The following is a 24,515-nucleotide window of genomic DNA, read 5'->3' on the forward strand; positions in this document are numbered from 1 at the left end:
CGGTCAAACGCCACAACCACCGCCGGAACAGCCACCACCCGTCATACAAGGCGGCGGAGTCGGGTTCCTCAGCGCAGAGCTCTTCACCACCCCCGCAGCAGTCAGCAACTTGGTCACTGGGGTTTGCGGATCAAGATTACCCAACTCAAGACCACCTACTTCGCACAGCTGTTCCCAGGTCTCGACGGTTTGCGCCATCGGGTGACGCACTTCATACACTTCGCCATTGGCTTCACAACGGTAATCGTAGGTGGGCATGGTTTATTCAATCCTTCTCTAGCAAACCGGCTTATCAATACAAATTAAAAGGTTATTTAATGTCCTTAGATAGGGGGCTTTAAAGCCACTTTCAAGCGCGGGCTTTTAATCTCTATGCCTCATTTTCCGGCCAGACCTCACCCAGAAACCGTTCCAGCTACTCGATAATTTTCACGATTCTCGGCAGATGGCGTTGGCGTTTGTGGCCGACCATCAGCTTTAGTCATCGCGTTTGAATTACTTCGGCAATGAGATGAGCTTAGGAGAGTCGGTCTGCCTTAAAGGCCGACTCGATACTGTAAGCCGCGATCACCTTATGAAAGGGTTTAATCACCTGCATATAAGCGCGCCCTATACCGGTATACAGATTCACACGGGTACTCAGGGTGTACAGACCATCTTCATGGTTCTGCAGCGATAACCAGACCGCCATATGCCGCTCTTCAGAGCCAACAATCACCTCATCTGCTGTGGCTTTGAGGATGGTCATTGCACCGGCTTTAGCGCCCTCTTTTATTTTATTGGCGGTAGTGGCCATGCCTTCCGGACTGGTTTCGAATCCGAACAACCCCACCAGTTTATTGCGCAGGCTAATCATAAAACGCACCGGCTTCGGCAGCTGCCCGAAGATCGCCAGATACACACGACGGGCATCCTGAGTCTGATCCTTCAGCTGAAAGGCAAAAGCATCCTGATAGCCTTTTCCTTTCGCCATTCCGTGCAGACTGCTGTTTTCCGGCAGCGGACAAACCACTGCTTTACCTTGCGGTATAGGCTGACGGTTTATCGCATCTTTGGTCGTATTTTCCATGGTTAGTTCTCCCTATAATTTTCTTCAGACTAAGAATGGCTCAGGCTAAAACGGCTCAGGCCAAGCCACTCCAACCTTCAATCATCTCTGCCATCAGATCATCCATCTGCCGCCACTGCTCGCGGCTTACCTGATCCCCCGCCTGCACACAGCCGACAAACTTCCAGTAGAGAATGCCCGCCAGTAGCTCCGCTTTATCCTGTTTAGCCTCCGGCAGCATTGAGAAACACTGTCCGGTCAGATAATCCAACCGAATCTGATCTGCTTCCTGCACGGCCAGCTTCGCCAGCTCATCCTGCCACGCCCAGTGACGCACCGCGCTTTCAACCGACAACGCTTTATCATCAATCAGATCCAGTAGGCTATTTCGACGCTGCTGCCATTCCGGAAGGTTCTGCACCTTATCGATCAGCTGCTGACTGTAATGCTCGCGCCAGTAGCTTAAAAGCTCAGTCAGAAAGACGTCACGATTCTTAAAATGATGGTAAAAAGAGCCTTTAGTTGCCCCCGCCCGCTGACACAGGGGATCAATCTTCACCTGCGCCACACCGGCTTCTACCAGCAGTTCCAACCCCAGCGCCAGCCAGTCATCTTTCAGCATTTTCATAGTATTGAAGTCTCTTGTTCAGCTTTAATTCAGCTGTCTTGCCACCATAAGCCACCAGCAACCCAAGGGGCATAAAGAACCAGGCTCCGGATTGAGGCAGTACAAAAGCGACAACACAACCTGCAGCCAAAAGCGCATATCCTAACCATTGAGGTAATGTTCCGATTCGATTCAACCACTGCTGCATCAGTACACCCAGCACCCACCAGAAAATCCCCAGCATTAAAAACCAGAGTATGGAGCTACGGGCAAAGTCGATCTGGCCATTCTGCTCGACGGTGTTCCAGAAACCGGCTTCTGCCATGCCCCGCAGTACCTCCCATCCCAACACGACACCCAGTAGGTTATGAATGGTTGCGATAATGATGAGTAGCCAACCTGAATTTCGATACCACATAAAACACTCCTTTTTGCCTATCCCTGTTATTAGGCCATGATCGAATAAAACCAAAAACATACCATACGGTATAGTATGTTTTGACCTTTGACCAGAATTTGTTGAATGATCAGCCAGTAAACGTTGCACCAGAGTTTCTTATACGAACAAAAAAAAGCCCAGTCAGGCATCTGCCTGTCCGGGCTTTCGGGTATCCGCAATTACTGAGCGGATCAGAAAAACGTCAGCGGATCATCAGCCTTCGCTCTCTTCATAAATCGCGTAGAATTTTTTCGCGTGGCCGATGGTTTCCCAACTGCCTTTATAGCCCGCCGGAATCACAAAAGCATCTCCGGCACTCAGGATCTCCTGATGACCTTCCGCATCCGTAAGAATGGCGCGGCCTGAGATCAGGTAGCAGAACTCATCTTCGGTGTAATTCAGGTTCCATTTGCCTTCGGTTGACGACCAGACACCACAAAAGAAATTTTCTTTGCTATTGGTGAAGAGGTTTTCCACGCTCTCCATCGGCTTACCCGAGATCACCCGATCAAGACTGATGGGTTCATCTGCACCATCAGCTGCTTTATATTCACTACGTATCCGCTGTAGCTTTTTTACCTGTGTCATTTTGATCTCACTTTTAGTTGTCGTTGTGCATTAAAACGACCTGACCGTGAGAGCAGGTTTTACTCAGAGATAACAGCGTTGCTCAGAACAGAAAATACCGGACCTGAATCGAGGCGATGACACTTTAAGCCCGAGAAGGTGGTTTTAAGCCCGGTTTAGCTGTCAGAATCAGACAAATATTCCGCCAGCAGGGCGTTCAGCATAAATTCAAGATCCGTTAGTGTGCGCTTAGCGCGGTCTCCCTTCTGATTGACCACAACCAGAAAAACACTATGGGTGACTTCCAGATAGAGACGCCCGAGACGCTCACGCTCACGAATATGTCGCCTGATACCCATACGGCGAAAAACCTCTGCCATACGGCTGATCTCCAGCTCATCATGGCGCTCATCCAGCTCCCGCAGTTCCGGTACAGAAAACATCGCCTGAACCAGGGTCAGAATCGCTTTCTGACGACGGTAAACACCCAGCTTGATTTTAAGCATTTTCGACAATAGGTCCGGCAGCGGCAGCGTTTCTATTGGCCAGCTGGCGATTTCATCCAAAGCCGATTCAACCTGCTCCAGCCAACGGGTGCCCATGGCATGCAAAATCGCCTGTTTGTTGGGAAAATAGTGATACAGTGAACCCACTGAAATCCCCACCGCTTTAGCAATTAGAATCGTATTCAGATCATCCAGACCCACCTCTTCCAGTAACTCACCGGTGACATCAATAATCTGCCGGGAACGCTGTTTGGATCGGTCCTGAACCGGTGCATTACGGGGCTCAAGACTCTGGGTCTGCTTTTTACGGCGCACCGCACTGGATACAGCCTGAGCCTTCGAGCCTGCCTTTGCATCATTCATAGAATCACTTTACCTGTATGCCGTGTCATTCTGCTGCTTCTGATGAGGGCGCATTATACGGATGCTATAGGGTTTGCCCAGAACTTCTCTGTCGGACATCCCCCATGATCACCGGGTACTGCAGCCTGACCATCAGGCCCGGCAAAGACCTTATCTCTGATAATTAACCTGCTCTCCTTATATCAGATCCTAATTATTTTTTAGCTTTCAGTGGGTCGCCAGATTCAGCGTTAACCACAGGTACAGAAGCTTCTGCGCTCAGGAAAATTTATCCCGTAGCGAATAAAACAGCATGCCAGCCACCAGTCCCGGCCAGCGCAGCAGAGTCCCTCCGGGAAAGGTGGGTGTCGGCACCCTTGAAAACAGATCAAAGCGCTCGGCACTACCGCTTATCGCCTCCGCCATCAGTTTGCCACCCAGGGTTGCCAGTGCGACACCGTGGCCGGAATACCCCTGAGCCACAAAGATGACATCATCGATACGCTCAAAGTGCGGCATACGATTCATTGTGATCGCCAATGTGCCGCCCCAGCCGTAATCGATCTTCACATCCTTCAGCTCCGGGTAGTACTCCAGCATATAAGGGCGGACAAAACTGCCGATATCTTTCGGGAATTTTGACGAGTAGTTTTCACCGCCACCCCAGAGCAGCCGGTTATCACCGGACAGCTTGAAGTAGTTGATCACAAAACGGGAATCCGCTACGGCAACATCATCACGGTTAATGCGACGACAGGTGGCCTCACTCAAGGGTTCCGTCGCCAGAATAAAGTTGTTGATAGGCATAATTCTGCCCGCGATACGGGGTTCAAGCTTGCCCAGATAACCGTTACAGGCCAGTAGCAGGTATTTGGCTTTTACCGCGCCCTGCTCACCAAACACCTCAACCCCTTTGCCCGCGGTGCTATGGCAGCGTTCGTAATGACTGACACGACTGTTTTCAAAAAACTGAACACCGGCTTTTTCTGCTGCTGCTGCAAGGCCTAACGCATAGTTCAGTGGATGCAGATGCGCACCTTCTGTCCAGTACTCTCCGGCGCCAAAGCGCTCGCAGCCCAGCATGTCAGAAACCTCGTCAGGCTCTACATACCTGAGGGCGTCGTAGTTCAGTACTCTGTTTTTATACTCAACCGTCTCTTTGATATCTGCGTTATGGGATGGTTTAGCGGCAACGTGCAGCACACCTTTTTTCAGATCACAATGGATTCCGTGCCGGGACACCAGGTCTTTCACCAGATCGACCGACTCCAGTGACATCTGCCAGAGCATATCCGCACCGGCCAGGCCCACTTTCTTCTGCAGATCTTCATGGCTCATATTGTGGCCCTGACAAACCTGGCCACCATTGCGGCCGGAAGCTCCCCAGCCGATACGTTCCGCTTCCAGAACCGCCACCTGATAACCCTGCTCCGCCAGGTGCAGCGCCGCTGACAAGCCAGTAAAGCCAGCACCTACGATACAGATATCAGCCTGCACCTCACCCTCAAGGGCAGGATAGTCCGGCTTGGGGTTTGCACTGTCGGCGTAATAAGAGGGTGTATAGCCCTGTGTCATATCAAAATCTCCAAAAAACCATTCTGGGGCTCTGCATGTTCATCATGTGGTCTTTGCGATGCGCACTCTTAATGTGCACATAAAGCTTATAAAACCGCTTTATGACGCATTTAAGGTCATAAAGCATATTTGATAAAGGTAGCCGCCAGAGGGTAAAACCCCGCAACAAACCGAATAATACTTCTAATAATTTTATGAAACAAGCTTGGTTTACAGGGGCTTAAAAGAAAAAATAACCACTTTTTGATATTTCATAAGAAATTTACTATTGCTTTAGTATTTCTTTTGACCTAGCCTTGAAACCGAAACATAATTCGGTTTAACGGTTTGCATTCAGCAATAAATCACACAACAAAAAATTCTGTTTCTGCAAGGAAAAGATCCGAACCGCAAACCGTTAATCACGAACAACCCAGACAACTGGTCAATAAAAGCTGCAGACAACGCCCTAATCCTCGGTTATAAGACGCCGACAAATCAAAAAGCATGCCTGCTGCTGATACTAAAATTATGTGAAGGTGAGTTATGGAAGCCGTAGCCAGGTTTCTCAAAGAGAACGCAATCTCAGAAGTTGAATCCACCCTGCCGGATATGACCGGTAATGCCCGTGGAAAATTTTATCCACCTAAGAAATTCCTTGATGAAAAAGGTGGCCGCATCCCGGAGACCTTACTGGTACAGACCGTTACCGGGGATTGGGCAGCCAACCACTTTGATATTGTCGATGCCGCTGACAAGGATATGATTCTGCATCCGGACCCGGACACCTTGCGGATTGTGCCCTGGGCCAACGAGCCAACAGCTCAGGTCATTAACGACTGCTATACCACAGATGGCAAACTGCACCCTCTCTCCTGTCGTTCTATTCTGCGTTATGTGTTGTCTCTGTTTGAAAAAGAGGGACTGAAGCCTGTTATCGCACCGGAAGTTGAATTCTATCTGGTACAGAAGAACATCGATCCGGACTATCACCTGAAACCCGCCATTGGTCGCTCCGGTCGACGGGAAACGGCCCGCCAGTCCTACAGCATCGATGCGGTTAACGAATTTGATCCTCTGGTGGATACACTTTATGACTACTGTGAAGCCCAGGGTCTGGATGTCGACACCCTGATTCATGAAACCGGCGCGGCCCAGATGGAGATTAACTTCCTGCATGGTGACCCGCTGAAGCTGGCCGATCAGGTCTTTATCTTTAAGCGTACCCTGCGTGAAGCCGCCATGAAGCACGGAGCCTACGCCACCTTTATGGCTAAGCCGATGGAGGAAGAACCCGGCAGTTCCATGCATATCCACCAGAGCCTGATCGACATTAAAACGGGTGAAAATATTTTTGCCGGTAAAGATGGTGAGAAATTCAGCCCTGAGTTCTATCACTACCTGGGCGGCCTGCAAAAGTACACGCCAAATGCGATCAGTTTCTATGCACCTAACGTGAACTCATACCGCCGTTTTACACCGGATATGTCAGCCCCTGTTAACACTAAATGGGGTATCGACAACCGCACAACAGGTCTGCGGGCCCCGGAGGCACCACCTGTCGCGACCCGTATCGAAAACCGCTTTCCCGGCGCTGACTGCAACCCTTACCTTGCTATTGCCGCAAGCCTTGCCTGTGGCTATCTGGGTCTGAAAGGTAAGATTCAACCGACCAAGCCCACCACAGATGCCGCCGCAGAAGAAGGTGATCAGGTCGAGGTTGCCCGTACTCTGGAAGAAGGCCTGCGCCTGCTGGAAGATTGCCCGGAGCTAAAAGAGATCTTCGGTAACCAGTTTGTGGATGCCTACATAGGCGTTAAACGTGCGGAGTTTGAAACCTTCAATAAGGTGATCAGCTCCTGGGAGCGGGAATATCTGCTACTGACGGTTTAATACTTTTCCACAGAACTTTTTCCACAAAATTTTCTACAGAAAAAACGTGCTGAAAAAGTCACCGGTGCTACGGGAAAAGCTCTGAGCACCGGCTTTTTCAACACCCGATCAATAAAAACAAAAGATCACAGGCATTAAGTCTTTTCAGAGCCGGAAAAAACTGAAAAAATCCGCCCTCTGACGGGCCTTATCCCGAGATCCTTCCTCCTTTAGGTGAAATGCGGCCCCTGCGTTTATTTCCGCAGGGATATACCTCCGGAAGGAAACGCCCTAACGCGAAACATTAGAAAAACAGGAAAGGAAAGCTGATGAAAAAAATGATAATGCCCCGTCTCAAGCTGACCCTCTCAGCACTGACTCTGGCCTTCACTGCCGCCACGGCACAGGCAGAAGAGGTACTGAACTTCTACAATTGGTCGGACTATATCGCCGAAGACACCATTGCCAAATTCGAAAAAGAAACCGGCATTAAGGTGAACTACGACGTTTACGACAGTAACGAAATTCTGGAAGCGAAATTGCTGGCCGGCAACTCTGGCTACGACCTTGTGGTACCCAGCTCGCACTTTATGGAGCTGCAGATCAAGGCCGGTATTTTTATGAAGCTGAATAAAGATCAGCTGAGCAACATTAAACACCTTGATCAGGATCTGATGGCGACCCTGAGCAAAAAAGACCCCGGAAACCAGTATGGCGTCCCCTATCTTTGGGGTACAACCGGCATAGGTTATAACCCGGAGATGGTAAAAAAAGTTCTGGGTGAAGACGCACCGGTGGATAGCTGGGATCTGGTCTTTAAGCCCGAGAACATCAAAAAACTGCAGGAATGTGGCGTTACTTTCCTGGATTCAGCGGATGAAATGATCCCGTTCGCCCTGAACTACTTAGGGGAAGAGCCAACCAGCAATAAACGCTCCGACTACAAGATGAGTGCTCCGGCCGCGAAGTTGCTGACCTCTGTTCGCCCTTACGTGAAACAGTTCACCTCGTCACAGTATGTTAACGACCTGGCAAATGGTGACAGCTGTGTTGCCGTGGGTTACTCCGGTGATGTCTTCCAGGCTGCGGCCCGTGCTGAAGAAGCCGGTAACGGCGTGGAAGTGATGTACACCATCCCGAAAGAAGGCACCGAGATCTGGTTTGATATGCTGCTGATTCCGGCTGATGCCAAGAACGCAGAAAACGCGCACAAATTTATTAACTTCCTGCTGCGCCCTGAGATTATCGCCGAGATCACGGACTATGTCTGGTACGCCAATCCGAATAAAGACGCTACCAAACTGGTCGATACTGAAATTGTCAGCGACGGTGCTATCTACCCGGACGATGCCACCAAAGCCAAGCTCTATATGACAGACAAACCGTCAATGTCTGTGCTGAAAGTGCGTAACCGTCTGTGGAGTGATATCAAAACAGGTCGCTGATCAGACGCTGACCTGAGGTTCGCTCAATAACGCAAAAACAGGCCCTTGCTGACCTTACGGCAGCAGGGGCTTTTTTTGTCTCCCGCCATGAAACCTGTTCTGGTTGCACTTCCCTACATAGCTTTTACAAAAGGCTAACACGGGCATATTTGCACTGTGCTTAAATAAAAGCCTTCAAAAGCCAATAATAACGGATCCGTATTGCAGCGAATAATGAAGCTGCAGCATCGGCAGGATGCCGCTCTGCACGGCTCTGAAAGGGAAAGTACAACGAGGCCCCCATGACCACACTGTTTTCTTTAATACGCACTCTGCTACTGATCGCTCTGATGACAACCGGTATGGTAATGCTGGCAAACAGCGCAAACGCAGCCGTAATGAGTGCAACCCAGTTTTATGCACAAAGCGCTGAGGCTCTGGTCGAAGAAACCAGACGACTGGAAGAGCAAACAACCAAGGCACTTCAGCTGCATCAGCAGCTATTAAAAAACCAGGTCAGCACCCGAGAAGCCTTTCACTATCACCTGTACAAACTGACAACGGCAGAACAGACCACAGATGAGATCCTTAATCCGGCCCGCTTCAGAATAGGTATTCCATCCAAGCATGGCATCAAACCGGAACAGTACCCCGCCATGCAGATCTCCCTGACAAAAGACAGCCCTCTGAATACCCGTTCAGCAGATATCCGGGATCTTGTCCGGGAAGAAAGCCGTCGCTATGAAGAGGTACTCCAGGATAACGAAGCGGCGTTCACTGAGGTTCAGGAATCCCTGAGTTATCTGAGCGAGCTACACCAACAGCTTATGGCCAGTCGCACAAGCGATGAAGCCAAACGCAAGTACGAGCAACTCCTGCGCCGCCTGTCAACGGCCAAGCAGCAGTACTATCGTGCCCTGGATGAATTCTGTATCGCCGCGGCACAGGCTGAGTACAAAGGCCTTACGGGCAAACGTTTGGTTCCCGGCAGCTCACCGTTTCAGCTAAGTGGAGCGGGTAGTTAATCTTTACTTTAGCCCTCAGCTTTAAACAAAAACGCCAGCTAACTGTTAAAACAGAAGCTGGCGTTTTCGGTTTATGCACTCATCTAACGGGAGCTAAGATTCCCCAAAGCCAACGGATGTCAGCCACCCTCGAATGGCATTAAGCTGGGCGGGATTCTGAATCCCGACGGAATGGCAATTTTGCTGATCGGCAAACCAGGCATCAAAGGCTTGCCGATTTGCCAGCTGTTTGGCTTGGTTCACCACAGGTGCCAGCGGAATTCCCGCCAGATGCCAGATACCTAACGGCTGATCCGGTGTAATCACCACTTCCTGTTCTGCAATCAGGCCATCGGCCACCACCGGCATCATCTCAACACTCAGCTGATCAAAACGCACTGTCTTATGCACGGGTTCCGCATCCGGCCACTGGCAGCGATTCTGCCAGAATGGCGCACCCTGCCAGCGTTCTTCCAGCTGATAAAAGTCCCTTCCTATACGGGCAAAGCGATAAAACAGCCCTTCGACCCTATCCCGATAAAAGCGTGCCGCAAGTTCAGCATCTGCAGGCTGACGAATCAGGGTATTGATCACCGCAGGTGCCTGTAGCGCTGATGACAACGCCTGAAAAATACCGTTACCGGATAGCGGATCAACCGCCATGGCGGCATCACCGACACGAATCCAGTTGCTGCCGATATTCTCCTCCACCAGCACAGGTGTGCTGATACGGCCATGGGGCACGCCCACAGGTTTGGCATTTCCTGTAAACGCCTTAGCTTCAGGAATGGCAAGAAAACGCTGCTGGCAATACTTCGCCAGCTGTTGCTTGACGGGAAGTTCAGCTGCAGAGACATCCACCGTCAGCTGCAGATAGCGGCGACCATCTTCCAGCATCGCCATCCACGCCCAACCATCCGGCAGACTGATCGCCATGGAACGGCGCTGGCTAACAGATTCAGCCCCGTTATCACTGTGCCAATACTGCAACAGAGACAGTGTCTGTGGCCCCCGACTGCGGGCAAAGTCCGCCTGAGGCGCTGCCCTACCACGGGCTTCCACCATAAAGTCCGCTGAAAGGCTTTCCCCGTTATCCAGCATCACCTGCACAGAAACGCTAGATTTATCGTTCAGTGCAACCAGTCCCTGAACCTGACGCACCCGTTGGCGGATTACATGAACACCCGCCGCCTCCAGATCCTGAAGAATCCCCGCATCCAGCTTTTTCCTTTCAATCAGGGATTCAGTATTGGCACTGTTCGCTTCACCATTCCAATGCGCAGAACGGGCAGAAGGTTGCGGCAGACAACTCAGCCCCTTGCGAAAACCCGCATGACGCAGCCCCTGAATCACCCGGTCTGAGATACCCTCGACCGCATCAAAGGGTCGGGCTTCTGTGACCAGAGTGACCTCATATCCAAGCGCCTTCATACCCAAAGCCACCGCTCCGCCAGCCGGGCCACCGCCCAGAATCAGAATCTGCGTCATGCTTATAACCCTTCCTCTGTTTTACGCTCCAGCCCCTTATACGCCGCGCTTTCCCTAAGGAGTTCACGCACCTGAGAGGGACGCAGACGGGATGTATCTTCCGGTCGCGTCGCTATCAGATGAGCAATATGGCCGGTCATCCATGCCGTGCCCATACTGGCACCGGACTGCTGACCATCAAGGCTTTTCACATGGCCGCCAAAATCCCCTTGGGCGGTTTCCAGATAAGACCACTCATGCCTTTGGCAACGGGCATCGCCTGTCATACGGAACACACCGGGATAGGCTGCCGGATAGACCGCAGCTCCCTGAGCCGGGTTTGCCGCCGCCAGCAGCACACCGCTCCGCAGAGCGCTCAATACAGAGTTTTCCAGCTCTGACTTATCCTGACGTACACCAAGGCTCAGATTGATCAGGTCCACCTCCTGCTCCACCAGCCAGTCAATGGCGGCGGATAGCTGCAAGGTGGTGGTGGAAAAGCTCTGCTGAAACACCTGAGCGCAATAGAAAGAAGCCATCGGTACCTGATGCCGGATCACCGCCAACACCCGTGAGCCATGCCCCAACTGATCCGGCATGGTCTCTTCCCGCCAGAGCGCCTGATCCCGAATCACAAAGGCAGCACTCTCAGCCACATGAGCAGCCTGATGCATAAGAAAGCCGCTATCAATAATACCGACCCTAATACCTCTCTTAACCCCTGGCTTGATGGAAGGTCTAGCCATGATCAGAAATCTCCGGGGCTACAAGCCAATCCGTCATTATTACCTGATACCCGAATACGGCCATCCTTTAAGTGAAGGTACACATCGGCCTCCTGCAATGTGCTGGCTCTGTGACTGATCAGAATACGGGTACGACCGGTAAACAACCGATCCACCTGCTGAATAATCTCCCGTTCAGTTTCCGCATCTACAGCAGATGTTGCCTCATCCAGCACCAGAATATCCGGCTGTTGCAACAGGGCACGGGCGATGGCAATGCGCTGTTTCTGGCCACCGGAAAGCTGTTGTCCGCGCTCGCCCAATGGCGTATCCAGTCCTTCCGGCAATTGAGCGATCAGCGCACCCAACTGAGCTTGAATCGCAGCGGCTTTGACCTGCTCATCCGAAGCGGAAGGGTTCGCATAGCGAATGTTGTCGGTCAGACTGCCACGAAAAAGCACAATATCCTGGCTCACCACGGCGATACGCCGCCTCAGCTCCGACAGGTCGCAGTCGTGCAGATCAACCCCGTTATAGAAAATTGCCCCCTGGTCCGGATCGTAGTGGCGATGCAGGAGGTCAATCAGTGTTGATTTACCGGAACCGGATGCTCCCATGATCGCCGCCTTTTTACCACCTAAGAGGCTAAAGGTCACACCATCCAGTATCTTCTGTGTACGCCCCTGATGGCTGAAGCTAACATTCTCGAAACGTAACGCTCCAACGTGCTCAGGCATACTTTCAACCTCATTGCCGTTAGCAACTGAAACTGGTTCCGAACGCAATTCCATTACACGATCAAGGCTCACCACCATACGCTGCAGGGAAACATACAAACCCAACAGGCTCTGAACCGGCCCGATCGCCATGCCAAGATAAGTCGAGAATGCGATTAGCGCACCCAGCTGCCAGTCTCCCTGAATAACCCAATAGCCGCCCAACAGAAAAACACCGGCACGGGAGATGGAAACCAATGTGGTCGGAATCGCTTGGGTGAAAAACTCCACCACCTGAAGTCTCAGCAGCTGATCCAGGTAGCCATGCCCCAGCCCTTTCAGCTTACGGGCTTCAGAGCTTTCCTGCCCAACGGATTGAATAAACTTCATAACCGGCAGGGTCTCCACCAAAAAAGCCGACAGATCCGCCGAGCGCTCCCGCAATCGTCGGGTATGGCGCTCCACTTTACGCCGCATCCAACGCAACCAAAGTATCTCAAGAGGCACCAACACCAGAACGATCAGGGTTAACTCCCAGGAGAGCATCAGCATCATCGCCAACGCACCGATCAGCCCCAGAATGCCGGAAACAGACGCAAACAGCGCATCCACGGCGAAACGCTGAATCTGGGCTACGTCGCCATCCAACCGGGACATAAGATCACCGATCCGGCGACGGGAATAAAAGGCAGGTGATAGTTTCTGCAGATGGCCGTACAGATCTTCCCGCAGAGCAAACAGAACCCGTCCAGACAGACGGGTATGACAATAACGGTTAAAACCAGAAAGTACTGTATTAAGGATACCTACAGCCACCATCGCACCTGCGATCTGTAGCAGCACGGAATAGTCTTTAGCCAGTAAACCATCGTCGATCAACATCTTGGTTAACCAGGGCTGCAGTAACACCATCATAGAGACCAGCAAAGACAGCCCCAGAACCATAAGAATGGCTTTCTTTTGTGGTTTTATAAAACTGAACAGCCAGCTTAAACTCATCTCATGATTATATTGAAAAGATTGATTCGCGCCCTCCCCGGCTCTATTTGAATTATCAATAATCCGGGTTAACCATCTGACCATTAAAAGCTCCGATTGAGTATGTCTTGCTGTCTTTATGATGTTGTATTGCCCCTGGCAATAGCCTTGCTCTCATTTCCATCCTTGGGATCCAAAGGTCTCATCTCCATTACTCAAGCAGTAATACTCACAGCAGACGGGCAGACTTGGCTACATGATGATCTTCAGCAGAGAAGTACATGGAGCTTTGAACGTTCCGTTTACTTACAGAGCTTAACTATAACGAGCCGATCAATAGTTAAACATCACCATCGCCTGCATATAGATATTCTTATCATCGTTACCCTGCAAACCTGTATTAACAGTTCCTTCAGGTTCATAGACGCCGATTAGAGGAATCACACTGAAATTATCATTAATACCCCAGAAGGCGTACAGATCCAGCTCTTTAGCTTCGAAATCATTATTCTCTTCTTTACCAAATTTCCAGTATTGGACACCCAGTGCGATATTTTCCTGCGGTAACAAGGTGATATCCAAGCGGTTAACATTATTACCCGAGTTAAATGGGCCGGCATAATTAGCTGCGACCTCACCCTGAAACCAAGTACCAAAACCACGGGTTACACCGAAAAATAAAGGATCAAAGCTCTCATCATCTGCTGTACCTGCTTTATCACCAGAAAAAATGGCATAGCGGTAATTAACAATCGGCGTCCAAGGTAGGCCTGAGAACATCCAACCTGCCTCTGCAGTCCAGGCTGTAGCATCTTTTTTTGCCTGATCACCACCACTTTCTATCGCGTATTCAAAATTCAGAAATAACTCTTCAACACCCGCAGTACCCTGAGCACGTACACTGAAGGTATTCATACCATCACGGTTGTCGTACAGACCTAAGCCTTTGCCTACATCCAGATCAGTCACCCTCATATAGCTGACACCGATAGTTCCCAAACTCCCATCAACGTATTCCAGGTTAACACCGGTCAGTTCCGGTCTCTGTTGGAAATTATTGTCAGATTTTAACCAGAACAGGTCGCCACGAACCGGACCGTCAGGGTCTACTTTCAGAATCAGGGTATTATCAAAACTTTTACGACCGGCCAAATAGTATGCACCGCCACGATCCAGACTGCCGTTCGAGAACTGATCGAAACCTTCACCCGGACTCAAGGCATCGCCGGCAATCAAAAAACCATCACCCAAAACAAAATTCTGACGCCCTGCGGACAGATCAAGTAAACCGTCTTTGTAGCGCCAACCGACAAACGCATTTTCCAGATGAGCTTTACTCTCATCGCCCGTGGTAAAGCCACCGGCGTCGCCATCACCAAAAGTCCCCAGCGCGATAACTCCAAGCGAACCATAAATGGAGTGATCGATATTTATCTGACGCGTCGCTGCCAGGTCGCCTTTGATATAAGCTTCCTGCCAATGTTTATCACCCGGAGTACCGGTATAATTTTCACCGGCAGACATCACTGAAGCGGCAGCCTCCACATTAAATTCAATACTTCCACGATCACTCTCAGAGATTACTGCCGCCTGAACATAGGCCGGCAAACTTGCCAGAAAAATAGCATTGCATAGAGGTTTTCTGATGGCTTTTAACATTTTTCAGTCCTGCTCGTTGTTATTATTTCTTTAATATTGATGCATTGGGTCTAAGGCTATATTGCTCATCCTGCCTAAAAGGCTCTTGGCATTTATTGTCAATACTTTCCTGCACTTGCTTGCGTATATTTCACACATCTTTGCCATAAAATGGCATTAAGAATGCTTTTCAGGTCATACTGAACTCTTCAGCGAATAGCAGCCAAAACTGTTCAGGCTATTAGGAAATGACTTGATTCCAGCATCCCGAAGCTAAAACTATCGGGGCTCTGTAAAAGTGACCTAAAGGGAAGAGCGCCCTTTAGGTCGGAGTGAAGATGAAACAACCCCTATTCCAGCACTGACAGGCGTAAATCAGAAGTGGACATATCGCCGGGCATTTGTATGTAGCCAATGCGCTCCAGGTTATCTGGTTCATGAACCGAGATGGTGTTTCCGGCGCCTCCCACGTAGATCTTCTGACCATCCTGGGTCATGTTGATGTTGTAGTAGGTGTGCTCCATACCGTGAACACCCAGGGTTTTACCCGTTTTCAGGTTGTGTTTGGACAACTGATTGAAAGAGCCAAACATCACATCCTTGTTGTTCGGGTCGGTTACCCAGTTAAAGACGATAAACTCGAACGGCACCGTCTCGATGGATTCCACATCGCCATTTTTCAGGTCGATGCGCACATGCCCCCAGAGGAAATCCGCCTTGGACTCATCACCCGGCTCGCCGTTCCAGCGAATGGTGAAGTACGGCATGATAAATTCACCCACGTGCTCACCCATGCTGTGCATGGCAAAAGCATCCGGTGGAACCCACTTGTCCGGTGCTCGCTCCCAGTTCTGCAGCGGTGTAATCAGACGGGTTTTACCGTTATCCGGGTTGATCGCTTTGATATCGCCACCACCCAGAATCACTTCGCCATTTTCCATCGCCGCGATCTTGGTGATACGACGATCCACCGGGAAGGTACGATCCGGCAGAACATTAAGACCCGCATCGGTGTTGTATACCGCAAGGCGCGGCGGCATGGTTTCAAAGCGGTCGATGTGTTTACGTACCGGGTTCTGGACTGTGTACAACTCTTTACCATCCGCGCTCACCGCCAGCGAGATAAAAGTCTTTACCTGCACATTGGCGTAAGACTGTTTCGCCGAGAAGGTGACCTCACAGTTGGTGATATCGATGCCGTAAACATCTTCCATCATGTTCGATAGCACATAAGCGGTACGGCCATCCGGCGAGATGGCGATAGAGCCGTTACCAAAGGTACCCGGCACATCACAGCTGTGCAGCAGCTTGTCAGTTTCGGTATCGACCACATGCAGCTTGTTCGGACGGGTTACCGTCAGCATGTACTCATGACCACCAGCCTTCATCTCTGTCATTCCGCCGTTATCGGCACCAGGCATTCCGGCACAGCCGGTTAAAACCGCACCGGCACCCAGAAGAGAGCCCAGTGCTGCGGTGCGTACTGCACCTGTCAGTCTTGAAAATACGGGTTTTATCATCTTGTTATTCTCCACAATCCACTTCGGTCTCTCCCCCGAGGGGATCGCTTATTCTTCCGGGAAAATACTGTCCAGTTTACGCCAGTCTTCATCGGCCTTAACCACATCCTGCGACCAGTTAGGGTGCGAACTCATGGTGTCGGGCACCTGAGCCGGCCACCAGCAGGCATCGGCACAACCGTACAGATCCGCTTCCATCGGCTGACACAAAGAGCCCAGCCCCCCGAACGGATCCACTTCCCAGCCCGGATCGTTAACCGAGGTACAGCCGACAATGGATTGCATCGCCACTACATCTTCCACCTGATCAGGAGAAACCGTGCGGTCGAGCATTTTTGCTTTCTTGTTAAATGATTTGAGATGTTTCATCGGGAATTCCTTCTTGGAGATACATATGTATCAAAGAACGCCGGGTTCTCCAGCATGATGCGGGTGTAGACATCCACACCGAAATCCACCCAGTCACGCAACAGATCACAGTAGTGATAGGATGGGGTGCTCGCATCGCCGTACTTAGCATAACTTTCGTGATAACAACCACCGGAACAGATATTGCGGATACGGCAGGTCTCACAACCGGTATCGGTACGGTCGAGACGCTGCTCTACAAAAGCGGATAACTGAGGCTTGTTGATACCGGCATCCACATCACCAAAGGTAGGTAGTTCTGAGCCGGTGAAGCGGTGACACAGATTAATACCACCTTTGGTATCCACCGCTAACAGGGCGACACCTGCTCCACAGGGCAGCTGTTTCTTGTTGCCTTCGTGCAGGTCCGTCATCAGCTGATGCATATTACCGAAACCGAAATTCTGATGATTCAGTGCCGCTTTCAGGTACTTACGTCCCAGATGCTTCATGCCCTCAAACACGGCTTTCATCTCATCAGCATTCAGGTTAAAGGCACTGATATCGCCGGAGGTCACTGGACCAAAGCCCACCTCGGCAAAGCCCAGATCATGATGCAGGTGATCGAAGATCGCTTCCACGTCGGTAATGCCGTGGGTCAGGGTGACCCTGCAACCCACCGGACGGGAATCATAGCGGGCCAGCAGCTGGCCTACCTTCTTCTTCACCACGTCATAGGTTCCCTGCCCGCCCACGGTGATACGGTTTTTATCGTGCATCGCCTTAGGGCCATCCATGGAGATGGTCAGCCCAAAGTTATGGTCGTTAAACCACTCCACCAGATCATCCGTCAGCAGGGTGGCGTTGGTGGTCATGGTGAAACTCACCTCAGCTTCCAACTCTGCAAAACGCGCTTCGCAATAGGCCACCACCTCACGGATCAGGGGCATATTGGTCAGCGGCTCGCCGCCGAAGAAGACCACATTGTACTGACGCTGATCCGGGGATTCCTCCAGCAGCATCTCAACTGATTTGATCGCCGTTTCCACCGACATCTTGTCGCCCTTGGATGGCGTGGTCAGATCTTCCTTGTAGCAGTACGTGCAGCTCAAGTTACAACCGGTATTGGTGTTCAATACGATGGTTGTCAGCGGGAACTGATTCACCTGCTGCGGCTCATGATTAATCTGCACCACACCACCATCGGAAAGCACTTTCAGCGCCTTCAGTTCTTCGATGGTTTCCATCACATCATCGGCGGCATAACGGCCCTGAAAGCGATCACGGATCATGCCTGCAGTGACATCCTCCTGATCCGCGAACAGCTCAATAAGCTCGCGGCTCAGGCCTTCCAGTTCAAACAGGCTGCTGGTGGGAATATGAAACAGCATTTTGCGCGTTTCCACATCCACCAGATGCATATTGGGTTTAACCAGGGATAAGGAACCCATGTTGACCTCACTTATTGTTATCCCACCTCCGGCCAGTTGCCGGAGGTGCTTCTGTTCTGAGGTGGTTCAGTGTCCAGATCGGATTAGTCGATCAGGGCCTGAACAAATTTCTGTACCGTCACCAGCAGATGAGTCTCGGCAGAAACAGTCTGCTGACCATCTTCTACCGTGCCGACAACCGCCAGATTACCCACGTTATTGGTGGACATTTTGCGAGCCGGATTCGGTCCCGCATCACCGGGGGTGAAGATGCCACGGCTGTCGATGGTACCTGCGTACTTGATATCTTCATCGTGAACCGCGATCTCGTTAAACGGCTTCAGCGACCAACTGGCAGGCATATAGCCCAGACGCAGATCATCCGCCGTACCCGGCTTGCCATCCTGACCTGCAGCATAACCCACCGCACGATACCAGGACTTCTGCTTCGGAATCAGGCCTCCAGCCCCCCCTACACGGGCGATTGAATCAACCGGTGTGATCTCAACACGGGCCAGCTGGTCGTAAACCGTCAAAGCACCTTTGGAGGAGGTTTTACCCACCTGCACATTGCGGCTGCCCACAGCGGCGGAGTGGCTGGCTTCTGCCAGTACAGTCAGATGATTGTTATCGCGGGATTGCACTCGGATCACTTTCACACCGGAACCCAGTGCAACCGTACCTTTCAGCTGGCTACCTGATACGGTGATCAGTTTGCGTTCCCCCTGCCGGATATAGGAAGGAGAGATTTTGGTGATGGCATTGGCTTTAACCGCCGTTACCGGCCCCCCCATCACATCCGCATCGCGCTCAAACATACGACCGGCGAGGGTTTTGCCATCGGCAGAGGCTGCCAGTACCTGACGCATCTTCACACCGTCAAGAGTGACAGAAGCGCGCCATTCGTAGCCTGTGTACACTACAGCTTTACCACTCCCGGACAGCTTCGAGCCATCCTCATACTGACCGTTAAGGGTCAGCTCGTAGTGATCGTTATCGGTTTTGGTGACGACCACATCAGCGTTGAAGTTCCCCCTCTGAGGCAGAAAACCGGACATCGCCCAGGTGCCGTTCAATGGCTGCTTGACAGCGGCCTGCCACTGGCTCCATGCTTTGGTATCCAGCGCGTAATCCTGCCCCAGCTTAGGAGCCACCTGATTCAGCGCGATACCGAACCAGTCGCGGTCACGGGCACCGGCATGGAGTTCAGCAGTTGGCTGCTGCCCCATGTGGAAATGCACCAGCCACTTCCACTCGTCTTCAGTACGGCGCTGCAGGGCGATACGCGCACCCGAGTGACAACGAACACAGGTTTCCTGAATCAGAGGATCGAAGGACTCCAGCACGTTCGGCTCTTTCTCCAGCACGTAACGCAGCCCATCAGTTTCAGTCGGAGCCAAACCCTGATTATCCGCCAGATACTTCACCAGCGCGCGCTTCTCATTGGCGGGAATTACCGCACCACGCAGCTTCTGCATCCGGCTGATGGTCATCATCCAGCCTTCCGGGGTTTTACGTTGTTCGCTGATCCGTGAGAACGGCTTGTCGGCATCACCGGAATCGATGTGACAGACGGTACAGCGCTCACGAATAATAGATGTGCCGTCGGCATCTTGAGCCTGTGCCGGTGACAGACTCATCAGAGTCAAGGCACCGGCACCCAGAAGCGCACGGGTTATCTTATTCTTATTCAAGGGCAAGTCTCCTACTTATTATTATCTACTCAAGCTCATCAGATTCTCTTCCCAGCTCAGAAGGGCATAAGACTGAAAGCAAAACAGCCGGGGCGAATTCTCTGCTTTAGGTAAGTTACCCCCCAGGTGTAAACAGAGTTTTCATCAAATGTATGAAGTTGTAGCCAGATGTAACAAATACCCTATATTTAAAATAAATATTTATAACCAACTGATTTAAAAGAATAAAAATAAAAAACCGCCAAACCTGATAGTTTGGTGTCCCTTAGGGATGTTTGCTAGACTCAGACTCAAAAGAAGAATAACGAAGCTACTAAAATGACAATAAAGCCCCAAAACTGCTTGGCGAAAAAGCCTCAGAGTCAATACCATATTCTTGTGGTTGAAGATGACCTGGCCTCACGCTCATTACTGGTCAGCTATTTCCGTAACGAAGGCTATCAGGTTAGTGAAACGGAGCAGGCCGATGATCTCACCGACCGTGTTATTGAGCAAAAGATTGACCTGGTACTGCTGGATATCAATCTGCCCGGTAAAGACGGCCTGACCCTCACCCGCGAGCTGCGCGCCACCTCCCGGGTTGGTATTATTCTGGTGTCCAGCAAAGCCGATGATATCGACCGTATCGTCGGTCTTGAGATGGGAGCCGATGACTATGTCGCTAAACCCTTTAACGCCCGGGAACTGATCGTTCGGGTTAAGAATCTGCTCTGGCGATTAAAAGCACCGGAACAGGATAGCAATACCCCGAAAGAGCGTATTCTGATCCAGTTTGAAGGCTGGGTAATGGACGGCAACAAGCGCCAACTGCAAAGCCCTGAAGGCCAAAAAGAACGCCTGCCAGAAGGAGAATACCGACTCTTGCACGCCCTGCTGAAAAACTCAGGACAAGTGCTGTCCCGCGACCAGCTGATCGATACCGTGCACGGTCGGGAATGGACACCTAACGATAGGTCCGTGGATGTAATGATCGGCCGACTGCGGCGCAAGCTTAGGGATAACCCCTCAGACCCGCACTTTATTCTCACCGCCCACGGCGCAGGTTATATGTTTGCCGGAAAGATGGGTTAACTCTTGAAGGACTTTCAACTGATCAGCACCCTACATCAGGGACAAAACTTCACCATCAGCCGGGGGATTCGTCATCAGGATCAGCAGCCGGTCATTCTGAAATGTATCGCATCGGGGCTTTCCGGCAGCGAGCGGCAGGAAGCGGAACAGCTGCTGATCCACGAGCAGGAAATCCTGCGAAACCTCACACTTGACGGTATCACCCGCCCCCTGGGCTTCTATCGTGATGAACAGCATTCTGTGGATTCAGGCAGCCAGGATTCGCAAAGCCATAATCGGTCATCTCCGGATAATTTTGGTCTCTTCGCCGATCATGGCGGGCTTGCCCTGCGCATACTGCAACAAAGCCGCAAAATGGAGTGGCACCAGTGGCTGCCGATCGCGATTCAGATCACAGAAGCCCTTGGACGCCTACACCAGCAGCAAGTAATCCATAAGCAGATCAGTCCGGACAATATTCTACTCAACCCCATGATCAACCGGATTGAGCTGATCGATTTTACCCGTGCCAGCCGCCTGCAGCGAGAACAGGTCAGCTGGCAACACAGTCGAATCAAACCGGCCATGCTGCCCTATATCGCACCAGAGCAAACCGGCCGTATCAACCGCAGTATCGACTACCGTACCGACTTCTACAGTCTTGGCGTCACTCTTTATGAACTCTTTACCGGCCGCCAACCGTTTCAGGGCAAGCTGTCGGCCCAGGACCCGTTGGAACTGATTCACCGCCATATCGCCAAGCAGCCACCGTCACCGCTGGAGATCAATCCACGGCTACCTGAGGCGCTGGCACAGATCGTACTCAAGCTACTGGCGAAAGATGCCGACCAGCGCTACCAGTCCAGCCACGGCATCAGCTTTGACCTGCAAACCTGTTTGCAACAGTGGCGGGAAAACCAGCAGGTTGAGGACTTTATGCTGGCCAGTCATGACCTGCCGGAGCGCTTTGTACTACCGCAAAAACTGTATGGCCGCCATGATTGTATTCGCCAGCTGAACGAGCGTTACACTGAAACCACACAGGGTCAGGGCGGAATCGTGCTGATCTCAGGTTATGCCGGTGTCGGAAAATCCAGCCTGGTGTATGAGATCCGTCAGACGGTTCATGAACAGAAAGGACACTTTATCAGCGGTAAGTTTGGTCAGTTCGGCCATAACCGGCCCTATGCCGCCATTGTGCAGGCATTGCAGAGTTTTATTCGTCAGCTGCTGACGGAACCCAAATCCCGGGTCAACCACTCCCGCTCTCTGATTACTGAAGCCCTCGGCCACAGCGCACAGGTGCTGATCCACCTGATTCCGGAACTGGAGCTGATTATCGGCCCACAACCGGAAGCCCCAAGACTGGCACCGGCGGAGGAGAAAAACCGCTTCTCACGTATGTTTATGCGTTTACTCCGCGCCTTTGCCTGCGAAGAAAGCCCACTGGTGATGTTTCTGGATGACCTGCACTGGGCCGATCCCTCCTCCATTGAATTGCTGGAAGCCTTAACAAAAGCACAAACCGGCAAATATTCCGGCCTGAGCTATCTGCTGTTAATCGGCAGCTATCGGGATGAGGAGCTGAGCTCCAATCAGCCCCTACAGCAGCTGTTGAATAAGCTGCGCCAACACCCGGATCTATCTGAAAAACAGCGCATAACCGAACTGCATCTGAAGCCACTGAATCTGGCGCAGATTAAAGCCTTTCTGTCGGATACCCTAAGTTATCCGGTGGAACGCTGTCATGAACTCGCGACCATCTGTCTGCTGAAAACCCAGGGCAATCCCTTCTTCCTTGGGCAGTTTCTCACCACCTTGCAGGATGAAGGGCTTATTCATTCGGATAAGAACGGCTGGCACTGGGATAAGGCGGCACTTAAAGCGCAGGAGATGTCCGACGATGTGGTCGGGCTGATGGTAAACAAGATTCAGCAGCTGGACCCTGCCACCCAAAAAATTCTGAAACGGGCGTCCTGTATCGGCAACCCTTTTAGTCTGAGAACGCTGGCTATCGTAAATCGCGCCACCCACAGCGATACGGCGTCAGACCTCTGGCCGGCGCTAGCCGAGCGCCTGATCATCCCCTTGAATGACAACTACCGTATCGGCAGTGATATTAACGCGGAGGGGATTCAGTACCGCTTTGTTCACGACCGCGTTCAGCAGGCTGCCTATAGCCTGATTCAGACTCAGGAGCGAGGGGAACTGCACCTGGAAGTAGGAGAATTGCTGCAGCAGGGGCTATCGGAAAAAGAACAATACAGCCGCTTATTTGAGATCACCAACCACCTCAATCAGGCACATGAGCATCTCTCCCCAACCCGTCAGCGGAAGCTGGTCGAGATGAACCTCAGGGCAGGGGAGCAATCCCGTAGCGCTGCCGCTTTTGGTTCTGCCGCCGAGTATTTCCGTCAGGGGCTTTCCCTTCTGGATCAGCTCTCATCCCATGATGACTACAGCCAGGCTCTCAGACTCACCCTGAGCAACCATGCTGCAGAAGCGGCTTATATCCTGTCGGACTTCGTCAGCATGCAGCATCATATCCGACAGGTAATGGGATCTGATCTGCCTCTGCAGGATAAGATCAGGGCCTACGAACTACAGATTCAGGCGCATATCTCCCTAAACCAGTTTGATCAGGCGCTGGATACCGCCTACGAAGTACTGGCCCTTTTAGGGGTAACCCTGCCCCGCAACCCGGATCGCAGAACCCTCTGGCTGGCTGATATTCAGTCCCAGCTTCAGCTTCGTAAGCAGCCTTTCAGCAGTATTCCCGAGCTTACCGAGCTGGAAGATGCCAATATTCAGGCTGCACTGCCAATCATGGCGAGTATGTTCGGTGCCATTAAGTTTTCCAGCTCTGGCCTGCGTCCTATTGTGATGGCCCGTCAGGTGCAGCTCACCCTGAGTCACGGGCTCAGCAATGCATCCGCTCAGGCTCTTGCAGGCTACGGCGGCGTGTTATGCGGTCAGTACAACCGGATTCATCAGGGCTATGAGCTAGGCAAGGTTGCCCTTGAGATCGACAGGAAGCGCTCCTCACGACTAACCCATCACAAAACACTCTCCCTGTTTGATACCTATGTCCGTCACTGGAAGGAGCCTCTGATCAACACCCTGCCATCATTAGAGCGGGCTTATCAGAGCGGCCTTGAGTGTGGAGACGTAGAATGGAGCACCTACTGCATCGCCAGCTTTATCCAGTACCAATTCGCACTGGCGGAGAATCTGGATCAGGTACACCCTAAGCTGGATCGTTACCTGCAGCAGATCATCGCCAACGGCCAGAAACAGTCGGAATACTACTCCCGCTATGCCCTGCAGACGTTGGACAACCTGAGGGGTGTCAGTCGCAACCCCACCGAGCTGAACGGACGATACAATCAGGAAACCACTATGCTGGAGTTGCACACCCGCAACCACCACCGAACGGCGGTCTGCCTGCACCACTTCTACAAAGCTCTGGTCTGCTATCTGTTCGACCAACTTGAACAGGCGGAGTATCACTGCAAAGCCTGTGAAGAGGATATAGCCTCCATCAGTGCCACCTACACCTCTTCATGACTCTACTTTATTGCCGCGC

General features: G+C 51.7%; 20 protein-coding genes. 5 read left to right on the forward strand and 15 right to left on the reverse strand.

Annotated elements, in window-relative coordinates; all coding sequences use genetic code 11:
* Positions 1-3: 3 nt before the first annotated feature.
* The 7 genes from BTA35_RS07620 to BTA35_RS07650 form a co-directional block, all read right to left on the reverse strand.
* Complete coding sequence (locus tag BTA35_RS07620) at positions 4-258, reverse strand: FmdB family zinc ribbon protein (RefSeq protein ID WP_078319208.1); 255 nt, start codon at positions 256-258, stop codon at positions 4-6.
* Positions 259-517: 259 nt separating this feature from the next.
* Positions 518-1,069, reverse strand: coding sequence for a DUF2867 domain-containing protein (locus BTA35_RS07625; protein WP_078319209.1), 552 nt, complete (start codon positions 1,067-1,069; stop codon positions 518-520).
* Positions 1,070-1,124: 55 nt separating this feature from the next.
* Positions 1,125-1,676, reverse strand: a complete 552-nt coding sequence (locus tag BTA35_RS07630; protein WP_078319210.1) for a TetR/AcrR family transcriptional regulator — start codon at positions 1,674-1,676, stop codon at positions 1,125-1,127.
* Positions 1,657-2,073 carry a DUF6463 family protein gene (locus tag BTA35_RS07635; RefSeq protein WP_078319211.1) on the reverse strand — a complete coding sequence of 139 codons (417 nt, stop codon included), beginning with the start codon at positions 2,071-2,073 and terminating at the stop codon, positions 1,657-1,659. The genes BTA35_RS07630 and BTA35_RS07635 overlap by 20 nt, the downstream gene beginning before the upstream one ends.
* Before the next feature lie 234 nt (positions 2,074-2,307).
* Positions 2,308-2,682: a cupin domain-containing protein gene (locus BTA35_RS07640; RefSeq protein WP_078319212.1), complete on the reverse strand. Its 375-nt coding sequence runs from the start codon at positions 2,680-2,682 to the stop codon at positions 2,308-2,310.
* 155 nt (positions 2,683-2,837) lie between these two features.
* The gene (locus BTA35_RS07645; RefSeq protein ID WP_078319213.1) at positions 2,838-3,530 is read right to left on the reverse strand and encodes a TetR/AcrR family transcriptional regulator; all 693 of its coding nucleotides are present in this window, start codon (positions 3,528-3,530) and stop codon (positions 2,838-2,840) included.
* Between the two features lie 258 nt (positions 3,531-3,788).
* Entirely contained in the window at positions 3,789-5,084 is a 1,296-nt protein-coding gene (locus BTA35_RS07650; protein WP_078319214.1) for an NAD(P)/FAD-dependent oxidoreductase, read from the reverse strand.
* A gap of 525 nt (positions 5,085-5,609) precedes the next feature.
* Between BTA35_RS07650 and BTA35_RS07655 the strand changes: the two genes are divergently transcribed.
* From BTA35_RS07655 to BTA35_RS07665, 3 genes are all read left to right on the forward strand, one after another.
* On the forward strand, positions 5,610-6,956 hold the full coding sequence (locus BTA35_RS07655; RefSeq protein ID WP_078319215.1) for a glutamine synthetase family protein: 1,347 nt from the start codon (positions 5,610-5,612) through the stop codon (positions 6,954-6,956).
* Between the two features lie 308 nt (positions 6,957-7,264).
* On the forward strand, positions 7,265-8,380 hold the full coding sequence (locus tag BTA35_RS07660) for a polyamine ABC transporter substrate-binding protein (RefSeq protein ID WP_202931208.1): 1,116 nt from the start codon (positions 7,265-7,267) through the stop codon (positions 8,378-8,380).
* Positions 8,381-8,661: 281 nt separating this feature from the next.
* Positions 8,662-9,384, forward strand: coding sequence for a hypothetical protein (locus tag BTA35_RS07665; protein ID WP_078319216.1), 723 nt, complete (start codon positions 8,662-8,664; stop codon positions 9,382-9,384).
* Positions 9,385-9,477: 93 nt separating this feature from the next.
* Here BTA35_RS07665 and qhpG read toward each other — a convergent pair whose 3' ends face one another.
* From qhpG to peaA, 8 genes are all read right to left on the reverse strand, one after another.
* Positions 9,478-10,851, reverse strand: a complete 1,374-nt coding sequence (gene qhpG, locus BTA35_RS07670) for a flavin-dependent monooxygenase QhpG (protein ID WP_078319217.1) — start codon at positions 10,849-10,851, stop codon at positions 9,478-9,480.
* Between the two features lie 2 nt (positions 10,852-10,853).
* Positions 10,854-11,576 carry a subtilisin-like serine protease QhpE gene (qhpE, locus tag BTA35_RS07675; protein WP_078319218.1) on the reverse strand — a complete coding sequence of 241 codons (723 nt, stop codon included), beginning with the start codon at positions 11,574-11,576 and terminating at the stop codon, positions 10,854-10,856.
* Between the two features lie 2 nt (positions 11,577-11,578).
* On the reverse strand, positions 11,579-13,216 hold the full coding sequence (locus tag BTA35_RS07680; RefSeq protein ID WP_238377519.1) for an ABC transporter ATP-binding protein: 1,638 nt from the start codon (positions 13,214-13,216) through the stop codon (positions 11,579-11,581).
* A gap of 366 nt (positions 13,217-13,582) precedes the next feature.
* Positions 13,583-14,908 carry an alginate export family protein gene (locus BTA35_RS07685; RefSeq protein WP_078319220.1) on the reverse strand — a complete coding sequence of 442 codons (1,326 nt, stop codon included), beginning with the start codon at positions 14,906-14,908 and terminating at the stop codon, positions 13,583-13,585.
* Between the two features lie 329 nt (positions 14,909-15,237).
* On the reverse strand, positions 15,238-16,407 hold the full coding sequence (gene peaD / locus BTA35_RS07690; protein WP_078319221.1) for a quinohemoprotein amine dehydrogenase subunit beta: 1,170 nt from the start codon (positions 16,405-16,407) through the stop codon (positions 15,238-15,240).
* A gap of 48 nt (positions 16,408-16,455) precedes the next feature.
* Positions 16,456-16,776, reverse strand: a complete 321-nt coding sequence (gene qhpC, locus BTA35_RS07695; protein ID WP_078319222.1) for a quinohemoprotein amine dehydrogenase subunit gamma — start codon at positions 16,774-16,776, stop codon at positions 16,456-16,458.
* Complete coding sequence (gene peaB, locus BTA35_RS07700; RefSeq protein ID WP_078319223.1) at positions 16,773-18,206, reverse strand: quinohemoprotein amine dehydrogenase maturation protein; 1,434 nt, start codon at positions 18,204-18,206, stop codon at positions 16,773-16,775. The genes qhpC and peaB overlap by 4 nt, the downstream gene beginning before the upstream one ends.
* 83 nt (positions 18,207-18,289) lie before the next feature.
* Entirely contained in the window at positions 18,290-19,879 is a 1,590-nt protein-coding gene (gene peaA, locus BTA35_RS07705; RefSeq protein WP_238377520.1) for a quinohemoprotein amine dehydrogenase subunit alpha, read from the reverse strand.
* A gap of 318 nt (positions 19,880-20,197) precedes the next feature.
* Between peaA and BTA35_RS07710 the strand changes: the two genes are divergently transcribed.
* A complete protein-coding gene (locus BTA35_RS07710; protein WP_078319225.1) occupies positions 20,198-20,950 on the forward strand; it encodes a response regulator in 753 nt (250 codons plus the stop codon).
* A 3-nt stretch (positions 20,951-20,953) separates the two neighbouring features.
* Entirely contained in the window at positions 20,954-24,496 is a 3,543-nt protein-coding gene (locus tag BTA35_RS07715) for an ATP-binding protein (protein WP_078319226.1), read from the forward strand.
* The last annotated feature ends 19 nt before the right edge of the window (positions 24,497-24,515 follow it).

This window comes from Oceanospirillum linum, from assembly GCF_001995095.2.
Taxonomy (GTDB): domain Bacteria; phylum Pseudomonadota; class Gammaproteobacteria; order Pseudomonadales; family Halomonadaceae; genus Oceanospirillum; species Oceanospirillum linum.